Source organism: Burkholderia sp. AU45274, assembly GCF_030482505.1.
GTDB lineage: Bacteria > Pseudomonadota > Gammaproteobacteria > Burkholderiales > Burkholderiaceae > Burkholderia.
The window spans coordinates 795,061-814,284 of sequence record NZ_JAUJQE010000002.1 but is presented as its reverse complement, the minus strand read 5'-3'; the positions used below and the strand labels follow the sequence as shown (position 1 = coordinate 814,284).

At 63.9% G+C, this 19,224-nt stretch carries 26 protein-coding genes; 2 read left to right on the top strand and 24 right to left on the bottom strand.

The window, feature by feature from the left end:
• Nucleotide 1 precedes the first annotated feature (1 nt).
• The 8 genes from QZM35_RS12565 to QZM35_RS12530 all read right to left on the bottom strand — a co-directional run bounded on the left by QZM35_RS12565 (nt 2) and on the right by QZM35_RS12530 (nt 7,174).
• The gene (locus tag QZM35_RS12565) at nt 2–241 is read right to left on the bottom strand and encodes a DUF4224 domain-containing protein (RefSeq protein ID WP_301776044.1); all 240 of its coding nucleotides are present in this window, start codon (nt 239–241) and stop codon (nt 2–4) included.
• The gene (locus QZM35_RS12560; protein WP_301776043.1) at nt 238–933 is read right to left on the bottom strand and encodes a hypothetical protein; all 696 of its coding nucleotides are present in this window, start codon (nt 931–933) and stop codon (nt 238–240) included. The genes QZM35_RS12565 and QZM35_RS12560 overlap by 4 nt, the downstream gene beginning before the upstream one ends.
• Complete coding sequence (locus tag QZM35_RS12555) at nt 930–1,127, bottom strand: hypothetical protein (protein WP_301776042.1); 198 nt, start codon at nt 1,125–1,127, stop codon at nt 930–932. Before QZM35_RS12555 ends, QZM35_RS12560 begins: the two co-directional genes overlap by 4 nt.
• Entirely contained in the window at nt 1,124–1,519 is a 396-nt protein-coding gene (locus QZM35_RS12550) for a DUF4031 domain-containing protein (protein WP_301776041.1), read from the bottom strand. The genes QZM35_RS12555 and QZM35_RS12550 overlap by 4 nt, the downstream gene beginning before the upstream one ends.
• Nucleotides 1,516–1,962, bottom strand: coding sequence for a hypothetical protein (locus tag QZM35_RS12545; RefSeq protein WP_301776040.1), 447 nt, complete (start codon nt 1,960–1,962; stop codon nt 1,516–1,518). The genes QZM35_RS12550 and QZM35_RS12545 overlap by 4 nt, the downstream gene beginning before the upstream one ends.
• Nucleotides 1,946–3,745 carry a hypothetical protein gene (locus tag QZM35_RS12540; RefSeq protein ID WP_301776039.1) on the bottom strand — a complete coding sequence of 600 codons (1,800 nt, stop codon included), beginning with the start codon at nt 3,743–3,745 and terminating at the stop codon, nt 1,946–1,948. The genes QZM35_RS12545 and QZM35_RS12540 overlap by 17 nt, the downstream gene beginning before the upstream one ends.
• Complete coding sequence (locus tag QZM35_RS12535) at nt 3,742–4,977, bottom strand: phosphoadenosine phosphosulfate reductase family protein (RefSeq protein WP_301776038.1); 1,236 nt, start codon at nt 4,975–4,977, stop codon at nt 3,742–3,744. The genes QZM35_RS12540 and QZM35_RS12535 overlap by 4 nt, the downstream gene beginning before the upstream one ends.
• A gap of 292 nt (nt 4,978–5,269) precedes the next feature.
• Complete coding sequence (locus tag QZM35_RS12530; RefSeq protein ID WP_301776062.1) at nt 5,270–7,174, bottom strand: DNA cytosine methyltransferase; 1,905 nt, start codon at nt 7,172–7,174, stop codon at nt 5,270–5,272.
• 246 nt (nt 7,175–7,420) lie between these two features.
• Between QZM35_RS12530 and QZM35_RS12525 the strand changes: the two genes are divergently transcribed.
• Entirely contained in the window at nt 7,421–8,614 is a 1,194-nt protein-coding gene (locus QZM35_RS12525) for a hypothetical protein (protein WP_301776037.1), read from the top strand.
• Between the two features lie 131 nt (nt 8,615–8,745).
• On the opposite strand, the gene QZM35_RS12520 is transcribed toward QZM35_RS12525, so the two are convergent.
• The 16 genes from QZM35_RS12520 to QZM35_RS12445 form a co-directional block, all read right to left on the bottom strand.
• Nucleotides 8,746–9,279: a 1-pyrroline-5-carboxylate dehydrogenase gene (locus QZM35_RS12520; protein ID WP_301776036.1), complete on the bottom strand. Its 534-nt coding sequence runs from the start codon at nt 9,277–9,279 to the stop codon at nt 8,746–8,748.
• Between the two features lie 86 nt (nt 9,280–9,365).
• Entirely contained in the window at nt 9,366–11,132 is a 1,767-nt protein-coding gene (locus QZM35_RS12515) for an AAA family ATPase (protein WP_301776035.1), read from the bottom strand.
• On the bottom strand, nt 11,129–12,013 hold the full coding sequence (locus QZM35_RS12510) for a DNA translocase FtsK (RefSeq protein ID WP_301776034.1): 885 nt from the start codon (nt 12,011–12,013) through the stop codon (nt 11,129–11,131). Before QZM35_RS12510 ends, QZM35_RS12515 begins: the two co-directional genes overlap by 4 nt.
• Before the next feature lie 30 nt (nt 12,014–12,043).
• The gene (locus QZM35_RS12505) at nt 12,044–13,330 is read right to left on the bottom strand and encodes a hypothetical protein (protein WP_301776033.1); all 1,287 of its coding nucleotides are present in this window, start codon (nt 13,328–13,330) and stop codon (nt 12,044–12,046) included.
• Between the two features lie 15 nt (nt 13,331–13,345).
• Nucleotides 13,346–14,158 (bottom strand): PD-(D/E)XK nuclease family protein, encoded by an 813-nt coding sequence (locus tag QZM35_RS12500; RefSeq protein ID WP_301776032.1) that lies wholly within the window; start codon nt 14,156–14,158, stop codon nt 13,346–13,348.
• Entirely contained in the window at nt 14,155–14,625 is a 471-nt protein-coding gene (locus tag QZM35_RS12495) for an HNH endonuclease signature motif containing protein (protein ID WP_301776031.1), read from the bottom strand. Before QZM35_RS12495 ends, QZM35_RS12500 begins: the two co-directional genes overlap by 4 nt.
• A complete protein-coding gene (locus tag QZM35_RS12490; RefSeq protein WP_301776030.1) occupies nt 14,622–14,912 on the bottom strand; it encodes a KTSC domain-containing protein in 291 nt (96 codons plus the stop codon). The genes QZM35_RS12495 and QZM35_RS12490 overlap by 4 nt, the downstream gene beginning before the upstream one ends.
• A 132-nt stretch (nt 14,913–15,044) precedes the next feature.
• The gene (locus tag QZM35_RS12485) at nt 15,045–15,188 is read right to left on the bottom strand and encodes a hypothetical protein (protein ID WP_301776029.1); all 144 of its coding nucleotides are present in this window, start codon (nt 15,186–15,188) and stop codon (nt 15,045–15,047) included.
• The gene (locus QZM35_RS12480; RefSeq protein WP_272545673.1) at nt 15,185–15,352 is read right to left on the bottom strand and encodes a hypothetical protein; all 168 of its coding nucleotides are present in this window, start codon (nt 15,350–15,352) and stop codon (nt 15,185–15,187) included. Before QZM35_RS12480 ends, QZM35_RS12485 begins: the two co-directional genes overlap by 4 nt.
• On the bottom strand, nt 15,349–15,723 hold the full coding sequence (locus QZM35_RS12475) for a hypothetical protein (protein ID WP_301776028.1): 375 nt from the start codon (nt 15,721–15,723) through the stop codon (nt 15,349–15,351). The genes QZM35_RS12480 and QZM35_RS12475 overlap by 4 nt, the downstream gene beginning before the upstream one ends.
• Entirely contained in the window at nt 15,720–15,896 is a 177-nt protein-coding gene (locus QZM35_RS12470) for a hypothetical protein (protein WP_301776027.1), read from the bottom strand. Before QZM35_RS12470 ends, QZM35_RS12475 begins: the two co-directional genes overlap by 4 nt.
• Entirely contained in the window at nt 15,896–16,141 is a 246-nt protein-coding gene (locus tag QZM35_RS12465; protein ID WP_301776026.1) for a hypothetical protein, read from the bottom strand. The genes QZM35_RS12470 and QZM35_RS12465 overlap by 1 nt, the downstream gene beginning before the upstream one ends.
• The gene (locus tag QZM35_RS12460) at nt 16,138–16,467 is read right to left on the bottom strand and encodes a hypothetical protein (RefSeq protein ID WP_301776025.1); all 330 of its coding nucleotides are present in this window, start codon (nt 16,465–16,467) and stop codon (nt 16,138–16,140) included. Before QZM35_RS12460 ends, QZM35_RS12465 begins: the two co-directional genes overlap by 4 nt.
• 48 nt (nt 16,468–16,515) lie before the next feature.
• A complete protein-coding gene (locus QZM35_RS12455; RefSeq protein WP_301776024.1) occupies nt 16,516–16,944 on the bottom strand; it encodes a hypothetical protein in 429 nt (142 codons plus the stop codon).
• Between the two features lie 137 nt (nt 16,945–17,081).
• Nucleotides 17,082–17,300 carry a hypothetical protein gene (locus tag QZM35_RS12450; RefSeq protein ID WP_301776023.1) on the bottom strand — a complete coding sequence of 73 codons (219 nt, stop codon included), beginning with the start codon at nt 17,298–17,300 and terminating at the stop codon, nt 17,082–17,084.
• A gap of 1,143 nt (nt 17,301–18,443) precedes the next feature.
• The gene (locus QZM35_RS12445) at nt 18,444–18,788 is read right to left on the bottom strand and encodes a helix-turn-helix domain-containing protein (protein WP_301776022.1); all 345 of its coding nucleotides are present in this window, start codon (nt 18,786–18,788) and stop codon (nt 18,444–18,446) included.
• An 84-nt stretch (nt 18,789–18,872) separates the two neighbouring features.
• Between QZM35_RS12445 and QZM35_RS12440 the strand changes: the two genes are divergently transcribed.
• Nucleotides 18,873–19,184 carry a YdaS family helix-turn-helix protein gene (locus tag QZM35_RS12440; RefSeq protein ID WP_301776021.1) on the top strand — a complete coding sequence of 104 codons (312 nt, stop codon included), beginning with the start codon at nt 18,873–18,875 and terminating at the stop codon, nt 19,182–19,184.
• The last annotated feature ends 40 nt before the right edge of the window (nt 19,185–19,224 follow it).

Here is a 19,224-nt window from a genome sequence, read left to right as displayed (position 1 = left end):
ATTAGAGTGCGGCGAAGTTCGGTTCTTCCGACGCGACGGCGCGGTGCCGGCGTGCGGGTGTTGGTGTTGCGGTGCCGTTCATGCGGGCGTCGTAATACTCTCGCGAGACGAGCGGCACACCGGCGATGTTGACCGCGAACGGCCAGTGATTTCGCTCGAGCCAGCGCTTCATGCAGGCATGGCTGCGCGGCTTGCAGCCGACGAGCTCGGCCAGCTCCGGTGTTGTGAGGTAGAGGCTCATGATTCGATCCTTCGAAATGCCACGACCCATACCCATGGGTTCGTGTCCCAGCCGTAGCCGCGCGCGGCGTTCAGGCTGTCCCACAGGTCATGAAATGCGCGGATGCTCGGCGGCCGGTAGGCGCCGGCGCAATACCCGCGCAGGTGGTGATCCTCGATCGTCACGCCTTCTGCATGCGCATCCGCGTCGCTGATCGACCGCAGGCGCTCGACACGCACGCCGGTCACTTCGAGCAGAGTGCGCGCGGCCGCGCGCGGCATGAAGATCGAGGGCCGCCGCCACCATGCCGGCGTTGCGCCGCCGCGCGCGGCGTTCGGCAGATCGCCGCCGAAGCGGTACTCGCGGCCGGTTTCCAGCGTCATGTCGACGAAGTGCCACTCGTCGCGGCCCTTCTTCGCGCTGAAGCGCGTCTCCCAGCGGCCGAACGCGACGTACGTTTCGCGCACCCAGAGGTGATCGACGGGCACGCCGTACGGGCAGCGCGTCGGCGCGCACCGCCATTCATGCGACGCGCGTGTGGGGGATTCCAGCACCCATGCGTTGCCGACGGCGCTGGCCGTCAGGCCGGAGAACTGGAGATTCAGGCCGGGCCTCACGGTGCGCCAGTTCACGACGCGCCGCGTCTGCGACTTGCGGCCGGCGCGCGCGGCGGCCGACATCGGCTCGTTGAAGAGGATAGGGTGCTCGGTCACAGGTCCAGCTCCTTCGTTTCGCCGAACGTGGTCGTCGCGAGGCGGACCATTTCGCCGATGTTGGTCGACAGCTTCCATGACGGGTACGAGGTGGAAAGTTGGTTCTCGAGCTTCTTCCACTCGCCGAGCGTCATCGTCATGGTGAGGGTCATCGGCACGTCGTCGGGCCGCTGGATCTTGAACTCGGTTTTCATCGTGCCTCCGGGAATTCGTCGTGCGTGCGGCTGGCGGCCAAGGCGGCGGTGGCGCGCGACTCGCGCCGGGCCGCGATGAACTGCCCGAGCCATTCGATCGCGTCGGACGGCGCGCCGAGCGCTCCCGTCACGCGGCGCCGTTTGTTCATCGCCCCGCACTCGCGGTAAGTAATTGGGACCGCGCCGGCTGCGATCGCGGCGGCGCGCTTGCTGATCGCGATGTCGAAGTGCTCGTCGCGCGTGCCGGCATGCTGGATCCACTTCGGGTTCACGCCGATCTCGCGCACCATCGCGAGCAGCTCGTCGGTCGTGTCCGCGATGAGGTGCGACATCTTCATACGCCCGAACTGGCCGACCGGGTAGCGGTACATGTCGTCGACGTAGACGGTCACGATGCTTCTCCTGCGCGGGCCACTTCGAACAGGTCTCCGATCGCCTTGCGTGCGCGGCGCGTCGCTGCGGCGTTGGCGCGGTGGTGCTCGGCGTCGTAGGCGAGATGGCATCGCTGGCACAGCGCTTTCAGGTTGGCGTCGTCGCAGTGCTCGGGAACGTGGTCGAGGTGCGCGATCGTGAGCACGACCCTCGTCCAGCGGTTTCCGCAGTACTCGGACGCCTTGCAGTAACCGAGCAGGTGCCCGTCGTCTGCCGCATAGACCTCGCCGTCTCCCTCGAAACGCTGGAACGTGCCGGCGTCCTTCTCGATGCCGCGCACGATGATGTCGCCGTTCGCGACACGGCACTGCTCGCAGCAGTTGCCGGCCCGCGCGAGGATGCGGGCGCGGATCTCCGGCCAGTTCTCCGGGTAACGGCCGCGGTTCTCAGGCTTGATCGGCATGCTTGGCTCCTTCGAGGAGGGCGCGCAAACGCTCGACGAGCCCCACTTCGGCGTCGTATGCCGCCTTCTCCTCGGCATCACACCATTCGCCATCGATCGACGTGTTCGATTCCTTCAACTCGTCGGCGCGAACCGAGAGGCTGCGTGCCGCGTCCTGCATCACGGCGCGCAGTTCGTCCGTCAGCCCGACAAGAGCGGATGCCGGGGCGGGAGGGGGCGGGGCGGCGGCTATCGCACGCGTCAGCGTCGTGTCGCTCTTGAAGCGCTCGTAGTACGCCTGCGGCACATCGAGCCATCCGCCTTCCTCGGTGAGGATCTGGTAACGAACGAAGGGGGGCGCCGCAGTGATCATGGCCTGATAGTCGGAGCGGACTTCGGCGCGCACGAGGGCATCGCCGTAAAACTCGGAATCACCTTTCGCGATGCCGGCGGTCACCATTTCTTCGGTCGGCTCGATCGGCACGAGCGCATAGCCGGCCGGGATCGCCACCGGTTCCGACGCCTGCGCGGAGGCGATCCGGCCGAGCGCATACGCATAAGGCCGGACGGACGAAGCCGATGCGCCGCCATCGCGAAGCGCCTGCTGCTTCTGCTCGTTGGAAATCACGCGGCCGTCGTCGGTTTCCCATGCGCGAACGCCTTGAGGTGCCTGCGCGGGGGCAGCGTAGGAAATGCACTGCTCGATCGCATTGAGGGCGCAGTTCCGAAGCTCCTCCAGCGTCGCGACGATCGCGTCCGGCTCGCCCTCCGGGCTGTTTCGGTCGGGGATCTCGCACACGTTCGTCAGGAACATTTCGAACCAGTGCGGCAGCTCGATCGCCCCTTCCGCCCCCGCCGCATTGGGCGACGAGGCGCGGGTCGCGCGTTCGTTCCAAGCTGCTCGTGCTGCGGCATCCGGCGTATCGAAGCGCTCCGCGCGCAGGCCGAATCCCTCGGGCTCGTTCCACCACACTTCGAACGCCTCCAGTTCGGCCGCCGGCACGGGGGGCGACGAAGCTCGCGCGTCGACGAGCAGGCGCGCGAGATCGTTGATGGCGCCGACTGTCAGCGTGAGCTCGTGCTCGCCCTGCCAGTCGAAAACCGACTCGCGGGCTCGCACCATTGCTTCCCGATCGTCCGCCACTGGCGGTTCGGACTGTGCGGCCGCCGGGTCAATCCATTTCGGCAGTTCTTGCCACCCCAGTACCTCGTCGTTTTCGCCCAGAGTCGGCGTGAACAAGGTGTTGAATTCCCCGCTCGGGTCTTCGCCGATGTCGTACCAGCCGTCCGCGATGAATTCCTTGCCGTCTCGGTCGCGCAGCTCATCGTCGTAGTTGTTCGCGTAGCTGGCAGCGAACACGAACACACGCCGTTTATCGTGTGCACGCCGCACGGCCACGATGTATTCGTTGTGTTTGCCATCCGCGGTCGGCGGTGCCCCAGTTTTCCAAAGCGCGTGAGCGCCGGCCGGCGGTGCTTCGTGTTGCTCGACAGGTACGCCTTGCATCGCAATCAGAAAGGCATTCCGCAGCGCGAGACGAGCTGCCACGCGCTCTTTATGAGGTCCGTCTTGCAGCGCTTCCTGATAGCCGTCCAACAGAACGTCGAACTCGGTAAGGCGATATGTCTGCGCATCATCGCGGCTCACTTTCGAACTCGTCCCATTGCCGCCGGCGGCGCGCGCGCCGAGAATGCCTTCGGCGGTCGGGACAACCTCCGTCTGATCTGCCTCCTTTCCCGGCTGCTGATTAACCGCCTCGCTCGCTATTTCGGGAGCGGGGCTCTTTTCGTTTTGGCTGGTCATGCTGCATTGTCCTCGCTGAAGAGTCGCGGTTGTACCGCGCCATTGGCATACACGACGTCGAGCACGACGTCGCCCGTCGGCTCGTCGCCTTCCCATCCTTGCGGCCACATCTCTGCGGCGATCAGCTCACGGATTCGGGCTTCTTCCTCGTCGTCGATCAGGTCGACCAGCGGCCGGCCGCCGGCGCGCGCGATCTCATTGCACTCGGTCTGGATGGACAGAATCCGGTCGAGCGCCATCAGGCGCGCTTCGAACGTGAGTGGCCCGAGGCGTTGCGGGTTTTTCGCGATCGAGCCGTCTTTCAGGCGCTCGAGACCAGGCTTGCGCAGCCGATGCTGCGGTTCGCGCAGCTCGCGCCACAGTGGCTTGATGCCGCGCAGTGGTGCGAGATAGGACCACTGGGAGCTGCGGAGCACCGTTTCCAGCGCTTTCTCTTCCTGCGCCAGCGGACAGCCTATGCAGCCTGTGCGCGCGTTCAGCTCTTCCGCCTCGTCACCGCCGTAGGCGTCCGCGATCGCGCGCGTGGACCAGTCGCCGAAGTCGGCCTCCGGCGCCCAGTGCTTGAGCCATTCCCACACGTGGCAGACGCGCCAGTGCAGCAGCGGCGCGAGCGTCGCGATGCGGCCGCGCAGGCCGCGCGCGTTCGGCAAAACCTGCTGATACCAGCCTTGGCCGCACTCGGCGCCATCCTTGCCACAGCTCATCTCGATACGACGATCGCGGATCGCGCTTTCGCCCTGGCGCACGCCGGTGATCATCAGGATGCCGCCGTCGACGCCATCGAGACGCCGACGTAGAGCTTCTTCCATCGGATCGATCTTGATCTGGCGTGTGCACCAGCGGAGCGTGTTGTTGTTCGGCGGAGGAACACCACGGCCCAGGATGTACACCATGAACCGCTTGTCGAGCGGCGCGCGCACGACTTCGACCTGAATGCGACGATCGCGAAGCTCGTCCATGATCTTGAGCGCCGAGATCGCGAGCGGTGGCAGCTCCTGCCGAGTGTCCGCGTAAAACACGGTCAGCGTCTTCGGCGCGGCGATCCTGCCGGTGTCGATCAACCAGCACACGATCGTCAGTGTCGCGGTGCTGTCCTTACCGCCTGACCACGCAATGCCCCAGTGATCATGCACCGGCCCGTAAGCCTGCATCGACTGGATCGTCAGCTCGATGGACTCGGTCATCTGCAGGCGCTGCGCGCCGGCCGCGAAGATGTCGATTTGGTTTGTCATCCGAATCCTTCGTTCAGAAAAGCTCGCCCCGCACGTGTTTCTTGCCGCTTGACTCGGCCAGGTGCGTCGGGCAGAAATGGACGTCGTCGCCGACCTGGTGCGCGTGCACGGCGCACAGGTGCCGATCGCACGTCTTCGTCGGCGCCGTGCGGAAGTCACACTGGAACGCGCTCGTCGCGTTGCATCCCGGAACCGAGCACCGAGGCGCATGCTTGCGGCCGCGCGTGCACACGATTCCTGTGATGCCGCCGGGAAAGCGAAACGGGGTGCAGGGCATCAGATGGCCTCGATCTCAGAAGGTCGGCGGCGCGACGGTCAGCGCGATTGCGACCGGTCGCACCCACACCGGCGTCGCGGAAAGCTGGAACGTCTCGCCGGATTCGGCAAGTAGCAGCGTCGTACCCATCACCTCGGCGATCGCCTGTGCGGCGTCGGGCGGCACGGCGTTGCCGATGCGCTCGCGCCACGCCTGGTCGGACAAGCCGTCGAGCTCGATGTATTCCTCTGGCTCGACGAGCGATTGCAGGACGGCCAGCTCGAGCGTGGTGAACGGGCGGTGCCAGGTGCCGTCGAGCGCGTGGATCACGGCGACGGTCTTCTCGTTTGCCGCGGGCATGCGCGGATCGGCGACGGACCATCGCCCGTTGTCATGGCCGGCGGCCGCCGACACGGCGCCGCTGTGTTGTTCCCAGCCAACGACGCCGTAGTGGCCGCCCGTCAGGTACGCGTCGCCGCGTTCGCGGCGCATGCCCGGGCGCGGATCGGCTACGGCGAATGCGCCTTGACCGCTGTCGCTGCGCGCGATGACCGTGCCGGCCGGCTCGTTGAAGCTAGTCACGCGGTACTTGCCGGCGCCTTCGAAGCCAGTGCTCGCGCGCGGACCGGCGACCGCGTACGCACCTTGGTCGTCGCCACCGATGACGGTCCCGGCGTGGCCAGCCCATTCGGTCACCTTGTACTTGCTGAAGAGCCGGCCGGCAGGCGGCCGCGGATCGGCAACGCCTTGACCGCCAGCGCTGGGCCCGGTACCACCCGTGACAACGCCGGCCGGCTGGTCGAATGGCACGATGCGGAAGCAGTTGTTGTGCTTCACGCCCGTGCGCGGGTCTGCGACGCTGAAAGTGCCTTGCCCGGGCGACTTCTGGCCGGTGATCGTGCCGGCATGGTCGTTCCAGTCGATTACGCCGTACTGCTGATATTGCGCGGCGTCAGCCGGCCCGCGCGGGTCGGCGACTGAAAAACTGCCGTTACCCGGGCGGCTCGCGCCGGCCACCACGCCGCACGGTTCCTCCCAGCGGTTCACGCCGAGCACGCCGTTGTGCATGTCCGACACGATCAGGTAATCGCGCAGGTGGCCGTTCTCGATCGCGAGCTTGTTCAGACTGCGCCAGTCGCTGCCCGCTTCGACGAACGCGAGGCGCACCCACGTTTTCCACTGCAGCGACGGCACGCGGTGCATCGGGCCGGCCGCCTCGACGTCGCCGGGCATGGGCATGCGGCCGAGCAGCGTGCCGACACCCTGCAGGCGCTTCACGGGCGGCTCGTACAGGCACGCCGGCACCTTTTCCATGTGCCGCGCGACGAGCAGGAATCGCTTGCGGCTCTGCGCGAGGCCAGCGATCACGCCGCAGTCGTGCGTGGTCTCGTTCTTGGCATAGCCGTAGTGCTGGAAGAGCTGGCCGATCTGGTCCAGCAGGTGGCGGCCGCGCGTCGCGAGCCGCGGCACGTTCTCGAACACGATCAGTTCGACAGGGTCGTCCTTCCATGCCTCGCACATCAGCCACACGCAGCGCAGCGTCAGCTCGTTGAGCGCTTGGTACTTCGGCGTGCGGCTGAGCGTTTCCGACAGCAGCCCGGACGCGCCCTTGCACGGCGACGATATGAACACGCAGTGCGGGTGCTGGTAGCCGGCGGCGCGCCGCACGTCTTCGGGCGTGGCCTCGCGCCAGCCGGCCGGCGGCTCGGCGCCGTGGAACGCGGTGTACTGCTCGCGCGTGAAGAGGTCCATGACCGTGCACGGCGTGCCGACCAGCATTTCGAAATCGCTCGCGGCCGCCGGATCGTTGTCGATGCCGCCAATGCAGCGCCACGTCGCGGTCATGGTGCCGACGCGGGAGGTGGCTTTGGTGAACCCCTTGGCGCCGCCGCCGAGGCCGCAGCAGAAACCGAAGCTGTTGTACACGCGCTGAACGTTCATGGGTGTCGGAATAGTTAAAAAAGCGGGCGCTGTGCGAGCCGCCCATAAAAGAAGCCGCGCATCCGAGGCAACGGAATTCGCGCAGCTTGGGGGTAAGTTGATCGTGCTACGATTAATATCGAAACAATCAGCGAGCCATATTCCGAGGGCCCACATGGACCGCATTAGATTGTTGAACGCATGCATGCGGTTCAGCATGTCGGAGCGATGTAAATCGAGAGTACGAAATAAAATGGAGAAATTTCGATGAATCTATCTTCCTTCGCAGCGTGCTTTAAGCTATCTGCGCTGTTGGCGGCCGTCATCGCAATTAGCCCTTGCGTAGCGACTGCTGGCACCGCTCGTTTTGTTTCTTCGTTTTCAACGGTTACGGCGTCAGACTCACAAAATCTGCAAAGCACATACATGAGCGAGATGGACGGGAGTAATTCAGCCTATAACAAGCTGAATGGCGTACACCTCACGCCCGAGCAATTCATCTCCGTCCGCGGTAGAGACTCGATGTATCAGACCAAAGCAATCATCAGTGTCTGGTCGAGGCTGATCGGCAACGGTGGCACCCCCGTAAGCGATTTGGATGGCGCAATCAACACTTTGGGGCAGCAGGTAATTGACGGCTATAGAGACAAGATTCTCGCACTCTATATTTACGACGAGCCGACAGCCGCGAACGTCTCGAAGACCTCGCTCGAATTGATCATCTCGAAACTGAATGTGCGATTTCCCGGGATTCCAACGTACGTCGTTTATGCCGCCGATTGCTACGTCAATTCAACGTGCTCATCTTCGCTCGAACGTTCAGAGCGTGACATACCAGTCAACGTCGATTGGGTTGGATTTGATGTCTACAACTCTAAAAATGATCCTTCATTCGTCACAAATACCGTGTCTCCGTATTTGACGACGCTACGATCGCACTTGGACCAGTTGGGCATGAAGAAGGCGATAGTGGTCGTTGCGCAAGGATTTCAACCGGGTTCATCTGCACCGTCCTCGGCAAGTGATGCCGCTCTGGCCCAGCAGATGAAGAGCTACTTTTCACTTCTGGAGTCTGCGAACGGTTGCACACAGTCCTGCGGCCTCCAGAGAGTCATCGGGATCGATAGTTATTTCTGGGGAAGCGATTCCAATGCCTGGGGAAGTCATTGGCTTCCTGTTACGCAGCGAGCACTATTTGATGTGGCTGGCCCAATTATCAATGCAAGTGTTTCTGGGAATAACTACTATATTCCTGAGTCGAATTTCAATGGGCAGTTTGCGGTAATCACAAACGGGGCTCCCAAGTACTATTACAAGTACGTGTCTAATTTGTATTATTGCAGCTACGCCAGCGAGCAAGAATATCTGAATGATAAACCCGCTCTCGGACTGGCTAATGTAGCCACGCCGATTTATCCAACGACAGAATCTCTGTTCTATAACGGCGCATGCCATCCATGATGGATGTCACGAGCATACCGAGCAATATCTGACTAGTGGCAACGCACGGTATGATATGGAGGCGGGCGCAGTGTCCGCCTCCCGTGATAACGTCCGAAACACATCAATTGGCCTCGTGGTGTTGAGTTGACTCAACGAGGTAGCCACTGAGCTCCTCTCACGATCCGACCGATCGGTTCGAGCACGAGCACCTCGGATTCCTTTTCGCTGCGCACGAGCGCGCTGCCGCGCCGTTGGGCTTTCTCGAGCGACGTGTGACGCCGCGGTTTGCAATACCTGCCGACCGTCACGAACAGCGGTGCACGTGCGCCGACCGGCCCGAGCGTCAGCTCGTCGATGCGGGCTTCGAGCGCCGCGGTGTTCGCGCGCCAGGTGTCGGCTCGTTGCTGTGCGGCGTCGCGCTCGGCGGTGATGCGTTCGACTTCGGCCCGCAGGTCTGCAATGATCCGCGCGACGTCGATTACGCCGGCATTAGGGTCCAACGACTTCTCGACCAGACCGACCGATACCGGCGCCGGCGCTGCTGCGGCCGGTGGCGTGTCACTGGCCGGCGGGGCCGGCCGCGCTGCGCGCGCGAGCCAGTACACGTACTCGTTGCCGCCGCCGGCACGCTTCTCGCGCTCGACGATCGCCTCGCTGAGCATCCGGTTCAGCTCTTTCGTCACGTCGAGTTGCGGGAGCCCGGTTCCGGTCGCCACGGTCTTCGCTGTGGCTTCCGACGTCGCGGCGAGATACTTCTCGATGTCCTCTCTCACGCTGCCTCCCGTATGGCATGCTGCGCGGCCGGTTCGACCTGACCGCCCTCGACCCAGAAAGCTTCGATGGCTTCCGGCAGGCCGCCGGGCGGCGCTTTCAGGCTCATGAAAACGAGCGCCGTGTCGATCTGGTCGCTATAGGCGAGATCGTCGAGCCAGTAGAGCAGCCGATCGCGCTCCGGCCCGACCAGGACGTCGGCTCGATCGAGCACGAGTAGCTTCAGGCCCGAGAAGTGGCCGATCGCTGCCGCGATGTGTGCGTCGACGCGCCAGCGTTCCGATTCGGACAGCAGGGCGTACGGGCGACCTTCGGCGAGGATTTCCATTTCGGGCGTGATCGTCACGTCTGCCCATTCGGACATCTCGGCGAGGTCCGTCAGGCGCTCGTTCATCGGCGTCAGCGCTTCGCTGAGCAGGTCGGCCGGGATGCCATTCGGCGCGAGCGCGTCGGCGATCGCCTCGTACGCCGCGACGTCTTCGTGCAGCGCCGCAGCCTGCTTTGCCAGATCGGCAGCTCCGGCGGCGCGCCGCTCGATTTCGCGAAGCGTCGCGATGTCGGTGTCGAGCTGCTTTCGGCGGCGCTGAAGGTCGGCCAGCTCCGAGCGTGCGGCGTCGCCGCTCTCGCGTGCGGCGGCCGCGCCGCTGTTCTCCGCGTCGTCTTCGAGCGCCCGCAGCTGTGTCGCGGCCGCATCTGCCGCTTCGACGTCGCGTTTGCGGTTCGCTGCCGCGTTCTGCAGCGTCTTCAGGCCCTGCTCGTACTCGGGCAGCTTCGCGGCAGCTTCATCGTCGCGCGCACCGGCTGCGGCCGCCACCGACAGAACGCCGTTGAGGTAGCGCAGGAGCGCGCCGCATTCCGGGCACGAACATTCGGTACCGGCTGGCGCCGCACCAGCGAGCACGCGAAGCGCTTCGACCTTGGGCAGGAACTCGGCGACCTGCTCGTCGGCGAGCTGCGCGAGCTCGACCGCTTTCGCGTAGCCGGCGGCGCGCGTGCGCAGGTCGGCGATTCGCGACGCGCGTGCTCGTGCTGCGGTGTCCGCCGCGTCGGCTGCGCCGATCTGCTGCTGTAGTTCACCGATCCGGTCGTCGAGCGCCGCACGGTCGCCCGTGAGTTTCCGCAGTGCTGCTTCGTCGAACTCGACCGGTGCCGGGCGCCAGGTGGCTGCCTTCTGGCTTCCATATGTCTCGCCGGTCGCGGTGCGCCACGACTGCTTCGCGCCACGCGCGCGGTCGGCGGCTTCCTTCTGCGCTGCTTCGAAACCGGCGCGCAACATCGGCGTGATGGCTGCGAGCCGCACGGCGGCCGGCGCCGGCACCGCATCGGCGCGAAGCCCGAGCTTATCTAGCAGACGGGCACGCATTTCGTCGACGCCGATCTTCACGCCCATCAGGTCGTATAGGAACGCGCGGCGCTCGGCCGCGCCGAGATGCGCAAACCGCTGCGCGTCGAGCACCAGGTGCAAGCACGGATCCTCGGCGAGTTCGCGCTTCAGCTTCCCGGACGGCAGCATGACGCTGTTCGCCTGCTCGCCGCACGCGACCACGATCTGGCCGCCCTCGGCCCCCTCGGTGACGAGCGAGCCGTATTCCTTCTTCAGCGTGACGCGGACGGTATCGCCGGTGAGCGCCATGCGAACGGCTTCCTGCAGACTGCTCTTCCCGGCGCCGTTCGGGCCGGTGAAGAGGGCGACGGGTTTGGCGAGCCGGATGTCCGCCGTGCGGATGCCGAGCACGTTCGCCACGTAGATGTCGGTGATTTTCACGCTGCCTCTCCTTGCGGTCCGCGCGGCCGCAGCACCGTGCGGCCGCCGTCCGAATCCATCGCACTGACGATGCCCTTAGTCTCGAGCAGCTCGATCAGCCGCGCGGCGCGGTTGTAGCCGATCTTGAACTGGCGCTGCACGCTCGAAATCGTGACTTTCTGCTGCTCGATCACGAACGCTTCGATTTGGGCGTACAGCGGATCTTCGTCGCCGCGGCTTGCCTGTTCCTCATGCCATTCCTTCCAGCCCTTCACCCATGCGATGCAGAGCTCGCCTGCCATCACCGGGCACTCGCTTTCCGGCTTGCCGTCGGCGGCCGCTTGCCGGCCGGCCTGATGCTGCTCGCCGAGTTGCGCTTGCGTCGGCCCGTCGCCGAGCTTCGGCACCTCGCGGAACTCTGCGTCGACGACGTCGCTGTCGTCGGTCGGCGGCCCGTTCATTCCGTCGCCGTCCTCGGCGGTGTATTCGCCGCCAAGGTTCAGGCCGCGCTGATCCGATTCGCCGCGCACCTCGTCCATGCCTTCGGTGTGCTCGCCCGGGTTGGCCACGACGACCAGGACGGTTTTCCCACTGGCCTCGTAGAGCTCGTGCAGGTTCGGCTGCGACCCGCCGAACTTCACGACCGCCTTGACCCCATCTTTGATCGTTATCTGGTCGAGGTCACCCTGAACGACGATACGTCCGTTGCTGGCGATGAGGTGCGTCGCCATCTTGACGTTGTGGTCGACGCGCGCCCGAAGCCGATCGATGACGTCGTTCTGCTTTTTTTCGGACAGCTTCACCCAGATATCGGGCATCAGCTTCATCTCGGTCACGAGTGCGGAAAGCAAGTCTTTGCCGATGCTGTCAGCGGTCATCTGGAGGACGTTTTTGTCGGTCATGTCGAAATCCTTGGCGGCGGTAGGCGTGCGTTAGTCGGCGTTGATCGGGTTGCGCGGCCGGCGGCCGGCCGGTGCGGTCGTCTGGGCAGTGGGCTTGCCTGCGGCCGACTGTTCAGCTGCGGCGGTGATGACGCGCATGCGCGCCGAGGCGAGCGCGTTCAGTTCGGCCTTGGCGGTTTCATCCGGCACGCCGCTGATCGCGCTGCGGGCGAGGTCGAGGTCTTCGGGCGTCTTGGCGGACTCGATGTCTTCGCGGATGCCGCGCACGAGGCCGGCAACGTCGAAGTCGAAACCGCCTTGGCCGCGGCCGTCGTCCTCCTGCGGGCCGTCTTCGTCGTCGACCGGATCTGCTTGCGTGGCCGCCGGTGACGCGCCGTACGTGTGCGATTCGGTCGCGGGCCCCGTTTGCGCCTCCGACGTGCCTCGCGGGACTTCTTCGGCGGCCTGGGCGCGGCCGCCACGCAGCTCGTCGATGGTCGTGCTGTAGACCGTATAGGAGCCGTCCGGGGAGACTTCGACGACATCTGCCTCTTCCTCGGACGTTCGGCCCATGCCCATGACGATGTCGGGCGCGTGGATGTTGCCGAAGAAGCTGCCGGCGCGGTACTGGAACATCAGCGTCCGAAGGCCGGTTTGCCACTTCGAACCGGATTTCCCGAACCATCCTTCCTCAACGACCATCTGCATGCTGACAGGGGCGGATTCGATCACCGGCATGCCGATGTCACGATAGAGGTCGAGCATGCGGCCCGCGTATTTCCGTACATCTTCGGGGGACAGCCGCGGCTCGGGCGTGCCTTTCGGCAATGCCCAGGCGATGCACTCGATGTCATCGACCTCGACCTCGCGCTCCTCGAAGATCGGTTTTCGAGCTTGCTGATTCCAGCCGGTCTTTTCCTTGTATTTCGCCTTGATCCGACCGCGGTTGACCATCTGAAAGCGAAGCGGTGTGAAACGCCCGGACGCGTTGATAGCCGCGATCACGAACTTGCCGGACCATCGCAGCTTGCCCTCGATCATGTCGGCGTTCTGCATCACGGCGGTGATCGACATGCGAACGGCGCGCGCGACCTCGATCGCGACGAGACAGTTGCCGATCGCTGACGGGTTCTCGACCCAGTGCTCTTCGTTTCCGGCCTTCTTCAGGTTGTGTGAACGGAACTGCGCGGGTACGGCGTCGCTGCTGGCATATGCCTTCGCAATCCGGTTTGCGAGCGAGAAGCCGCGCTCCGTGAACATGTCGACGGCCAGATCAGGCATCGTCTGCACGGCATTGCCGGCGCTCTTCACGTCATTCAGTTGAAGGGGGGCGTTCATAGGAATGGACTCTCGTTATTCGTGGAACTGACAGGTGCCGTAGCGCGGGCAGTACTTCTTGTCGCACAACAGCGATTTGGGGTTGGGGTAGAAGCGACCGGAGCGGAACATGTCCGCCGCGAACTGGATCAGTCCAGGTGTTTCCTCGGTGCCGACCATCACGCGCTTGGCGTTGGCGATAGGCGCGGTCGCGACTTCGGGCGTGCCCTTGGTTTTCAGGCCGATGATCTCGGCGGTGTCGCTGATTTCCTCACCGGTCGTGTGCTCGTAGAGCAGCTCGTACGTGCCGATCTGCGGCCCGTGGCCCTTCGTGATGGCGACACCCTGGGCTACAGCCTTCGACCCGCTTTTCAGATCAGCAATGCCCGGGCCGAGGGCCGTGCGCCGGACGCGCGCGCGGTCCATCGTCCCGGTGAGACGGATCACTATGCCGCCACCACAATCGATGTCGAGCGGCTTCGTCTCCATTTCGACCGCGATGAAGTTGTAGCGCGGTGCAACCTCGAGGCAATACTTCGTCGTGAGCGAGATGCCGATGCGCTCGGCTTCCTTCAGGTTGAGATCGTCGCTCTCCGGGTTGTACTCGTTCGATGGGTCGTAGAGCTTGTCGATGAACGCGCCGGCCGCGTCGTCGACGGTCAGGCCCGAACCATCGAGCACGCTCTGGTCATAGGTGGCCGTGCCGGCGTGGATCGCGGTGCCGAGCGCGGCGCGCAGGCCGACAACGTTGCGCATGCCGAGGATGTGGATTGCTTCAAAGCGGTATGCGCATTCAAATAGCGAGGCCCATGCTGACGCACGGACGCGAAAGATCGATGGAGTTGTCATCGTTGAGCTCCGAAGCCCGGGCGCGCGACTGGCACGAACTCCGGCCATGCCGGAGAATTCGCAAGACGGTGGTGCAGAGCGACGTGATACTCGTGAGTGCACACGAGCAGGTTTTCAGGGCGGTTGTCGCTCTTCACGCCATTGATGTGGTGCACGACCTCGGTGTTTGGATTGCCGGTGCCATGACTGCGCAGAGGGCGGCCAAGCGCCGCCTCGGCGACGAGAACGTGTTCGTAACGCCGCGTGTTTGCCGCGACGCGCACGACCACATAGCCTTGCGTGCTGAACGTGCGATTTCCTATCGCCGCGGCCGTCTTCGCGGCCGCCGCTTTGCCGATGCCATGGCCCTTGAGGTACTTCAGCGGTTGACCCTTGACCCATCCCTTCGATCGATCGTTGACGGGGGCGAGACGCGTCGGCCGGCCGCAGCCACATTGGCAAAGGGCCACGGCTGTCGACGTGGTCATGCTTCACCTTCGACGACGGGTTGCTCGGCCGCCGGCAACTTTTCGATGCACACGTACGGGAAGCGCTGATCGAACGGCTTGATGTGCTTGTAGAAATGCGAGCCGATCGAATCGGCCGTCCTGAGCGCATCGAAGTTCGCTTGCGTGAAGCCGGTGTAGTGGTACAGCGACGTCGGTGAGCCGGTCTTGCGATCCCTGAAGCGGACTGCGAGCGTTTCAGATTCAGCGTCGTAGCCGACGCTGTGGATCTGCGACGATTCGACGGGCAGCGTGTCGATGGTTTTCATCTGGGATGCTCCTGATAGATGGATCGGGGCGTGCGTCGGCAGCGCGCACACTCGCGGCGGGGTGGCACTGGATTCGGTGGGGCGGGCGGAGACAGCGTCCCGCGGAATGCGACGGGGTGCGGCTAGGAGGTGTTACAGAAAGCCGAAGTGCTTGGCGATTCCGTCTACGGCGACAGCGAGAAAGGCGACCGCGACGAGGATCGCGACGACGAGTGCGCGCGCGGCGCGCGGGTGCCGGCGCTCGAAGAGGTCAGCGTGATCGGTGAAGCGGCTCATGCGGGCCTCGTGACGAGTGCGGTGATGGCCGTGCCGTCCGCGTTGAGCCGGGCAAGCACGAATGTGCATACCGCGGCGATCGCGAGCGCGACAAGGTAACCAGCTATGGGATTCCATTCGAATACCCGGTCGAGCAGCGCGCCGAGGAGGTCGAAGGGGGTCATGGTCGGTTGTCCGCGCCACAGTTCAGGCAGTTCTGTGAATAGCGATCGGTGTCCCTCAGGAACCGTCCGCATCCAACGCAGTTGAGCTGGAAAGCGTGTTGCTTCGCAGGTTTGATCAACGTGATTCCGCTATTGCGCAGCGCGGCGGCGCGATTGACGTATTGCATGTCGACTACGATTCGCGTCTTGCCGTCGATATATTCCTTGGGCCACGGAATGTCGGTCTCGCGCGCGTTGTGCTGCGCCTGGGCCTGCTCTTGAGTGAACAAGCGCGCCTTCGAAAGATCTGTTGTGTAGCCTGCCTCCGCCCACCAAAGCATGTCGTTCCCGACATATGCGCGGCTGTCTTGGACGTAGAACAGGCTGCTCATCCGAGGCTCCGCAAGTAGGGGCCGGCGATCAGTGCGCCGTACCAGAGGAACCCGATCGCGACGCCGTACGCGGTGGCCCATGCCGAACCCTCGATCACGTAGCGCAGGCGCGATACAGGCGATTGCCTGTATTCACGAAATACAGGCTGTAAGCTGTTGAGGGGCGAGCGCATCACCGGTTCCTCCGTAGGTTCCGCTCGGCAAACGTCGCCACGTTGTGCTTCGTCCGGGTGAGGATCTGTTGCGCGATCGCCTCGCTGCCGACCATGGCGATGCCGAGCGCCGCCTTGCTGATCAGCATTTCCATCACGTTCGCGAGCGCATCCGGATTCCCGTATGCGCCGCAGTTGCGTACATAGTCGGCGATCAGCTTTTCAGCGAGGTCGCCGCATTGGGCAGGGGATTTTAGGTTGCTCATCGATCGATTCCGGCGATGGTGATATGACGGACAGGGTCGGGGACCGGCACGGGCGCTGAATAGCCGGCTTTGCCGAGCGCCGCGTCGACAACGGCGCGGATTCCGGACGTGAGCACAGTCTTCGATGCCACCAGGCGCAACGCGGTGACGAGATCGGGCGAAGCCGCAATGAGCTGAGCCGTAGCCCTCGATTCGTCGCTGGCCCCGAGCACGACGCAGACGCGTATGTCTTCGCCGAGTACGACGATGCAGTTGCCGTCGTAGTCGAGGTAGTCGCCGGGCTCGCATGCCTGCCACGGCCCGGAAGTGTGAATGGTCTGTCCCATGTGGTCTCTCGGTGTGGTGTGATTGCCCGCCGTAACGCGAGCGGTTGGTCAGTCGTCGAGTGCGCGAAGTCCGATGTGGTCGGCGCAGTGGGAGAACCCGCCGTTGCCCGGGCCGAAGCCGCGGCCGCATTGCGAGCAACCGACGTTTTCGAAGCGCGGCGCGGCGCCGGCGAGATCGGCGTCGGCGACGCGACGCTTTATCTCTGCGGCGAGCACGTCCTTGCAGACGTTCCAGACCTCGTAGACGTCCTCGATGTAGCCGCGGCGCAGCGCCGCGTCGAGCACGGCGACCTGCTCGGTCGAGAACGGCAGCACGTCGAACGTGATGGCGTCAGCGATCGCTTCGTTGCGTTCGTCGCGCGCCAGAGCGGCATCGTCTGCCGCGGCCTGCAGCTGGTCGGCGCGTCGGTCGATCCGGGCGGGCAGGGTGCGGACGTTGTTGTGATGAGGTCGAGGAGTGTGCATGGCGCCCTCCATTGAAAGTAGGATTGCTAATCAAATTGCAGTCTTGAACTGCAACGCTGCGAGTGCAACTCTCACGGGTGACGCCTCGGAAGAAGAACCGCCACCGGTCAGAACTGAACTTGAAGTGGCCGCCGAAGCGGCCAGGTTCATTAGAGGTCGGAGGTATCGCCTTCGGCGTCACCGGAATCTGCGAGAGAGGTCAATGCGCCCTCGCTCCACCATGACTCCACGGCACGGCCGTCGGCAGCGACGTAACGAACGTAGTAGTTGTTCGCTGCCTCGGAATACTCGGCTCGGCCGTGAACTGAGCCAGACTCGCCGCTTTCGGCGATCGCGACCCGCTCACCGAGACTGAATTTGAATGCCATCAGAGGACTCCTGAATGTAAATTGGTGGACAAACACGAAATTTGCCGGTTACGTTGTCCGGCGCCGGTTAGCATCCCGGCCGTTCTCTTGACCTTCCGTCGGCTAGCCAAGCCCGCTTTCTGAGGTGACGGGCCCACTTCGTTTATCCCTCGCAGGGCTGGCGAGTCGCGCTCACCGATGGAGTTGGCTGTCCATCTACCCGGGCGCACTTTCGTATGTCAGTGCGTGTCTTTCCACGCCGTCAGCGCCACGTTGGCCGGCTGCTCGCACTCTACGGTTTCGCCCGTCTGCCTTCTGCGATCCGACTATCTCGAAGCCGGCACAACGTCCGTCCGTGGACATTTATGGGGACCGTCTTGGACGAAGAGGTCATCCAGTCCCGGCAAAGGCACTCGCTGAATGCGCTTGCCGGGATTGATGCTGCATCACTCGCGCGCCCGGCTACTCCCGGCCTTGCCGGCTCCGGGCCACGCGAGGTTTGTGCCGATTACGACGCCATCGGTCACGTGTTGCTGGCTGTCTTGCATCAGGTCCGTTCAAGCCTGCAAGCGGTAGCCAAACATCGGCCTAGCGCGCTGCGCCTGTCCTGACTCACGACGCAGATCGCGCCGGCCGGTTGCTCCGCAAGTGCGGTCCCGGCTTTCCTTCGATTGTTAGAGAGCGATCCGCCTTCGGGCGGTGGCGCGGCGTCGGTGCCGAGCTGAGACGAATTATAACTAAGGTTATCGAGCTGTCAACAACCAAAGTTATCGTGCGAGGTGGAAATTTGTAACAACGCGACAACGAGCGGTTTGTTAAGCGTCTGCTGACGGCAGTTGAAAGTCTTCTGGAACTACGGCTAAACTACTGTACATGCATACAGTATTGTGACAAACCGAAGACGAGGGCCGCCAGTGGAAGAAGAATCGAAGACGCGCCTGCGCTGCAGGCCCGGGGACTTGGCTAGGGTGGTGACGAGCAGGAACCCTGCGTTGGTCGGCACAATCGTGGCGATTCAGCGACTGCGGGCGGATGGTCGATGGGATGTGCTGCTTGAGAATCCAGCGTTCGGTTTCACTGGGCAGATGAAGCGGCCGGTCGTAACGCGGGAGTTTTCGTTCTGGGATGCGTCGCTGGAACCGCTGCCTGAAGTTGCGCGGCTATTCAGTCGCCGAACGGCCTGTCTTCGTCCTGATTTGACGAAAGGTGGGGAGCTGAGTGGGCTAGTAGCCCACTGATGTACGCCTCGACTTTGGCACGGCCGATCTCGTCGAGCCGATCATAGCCAGGCGGAATCGGCTGCGCCCGATCTCCGAATTCGAGCCACTCCAGTGTGGTTTGAAGTGCGCGCGCGAGCGCGAAGCCATTCGTGGTCGTGGTGCTGCCGCCTCTTTCAACCTTGGCAATCGCAGGCTGCGACACGCCGACAAGTTCTGCGACATGTTTCTGGGATAGGCCCAGTGCCTCGCGACGTTCCCTTGCCCGGCGCCCGAATTCAGGATTTTCCATAGCGGGCATCCTATAACCTAGGTTGTAAGCCGGCAAATAACCAAAGTTCTTGCGAATGAATAACTTTGGTTATAGTATTGCCGCATGAAACCGACCAATTGCTCCGTGCCGGCTCTGCAGGCAGCGATCCAAAAAGCTGGGTCGCAGTCCGCACTTGCCCGCCTGATCGGCAAAAAGCAGCCGCACATCCACAAGTGGCTGCATTCCCCCAATGCAATGAGACCCGAGAACTGTGTCCTCGTCGGGAACGCCGTCGGCATCCCGTACAGGGACTTTCGCCCCACCGATTGGCACCTGATCTGGCCTGATCCTGCAGAAGACGCCACCCCGAGGCGCATGGGCGCATGCACGTCGGAGGGCGGGCAGCGCGACGCGCTTCATTCGCGCCTCGAATGATCTCAGTGGTTTGCATTAGTTGAAAGCTGGCCAGGTGTTT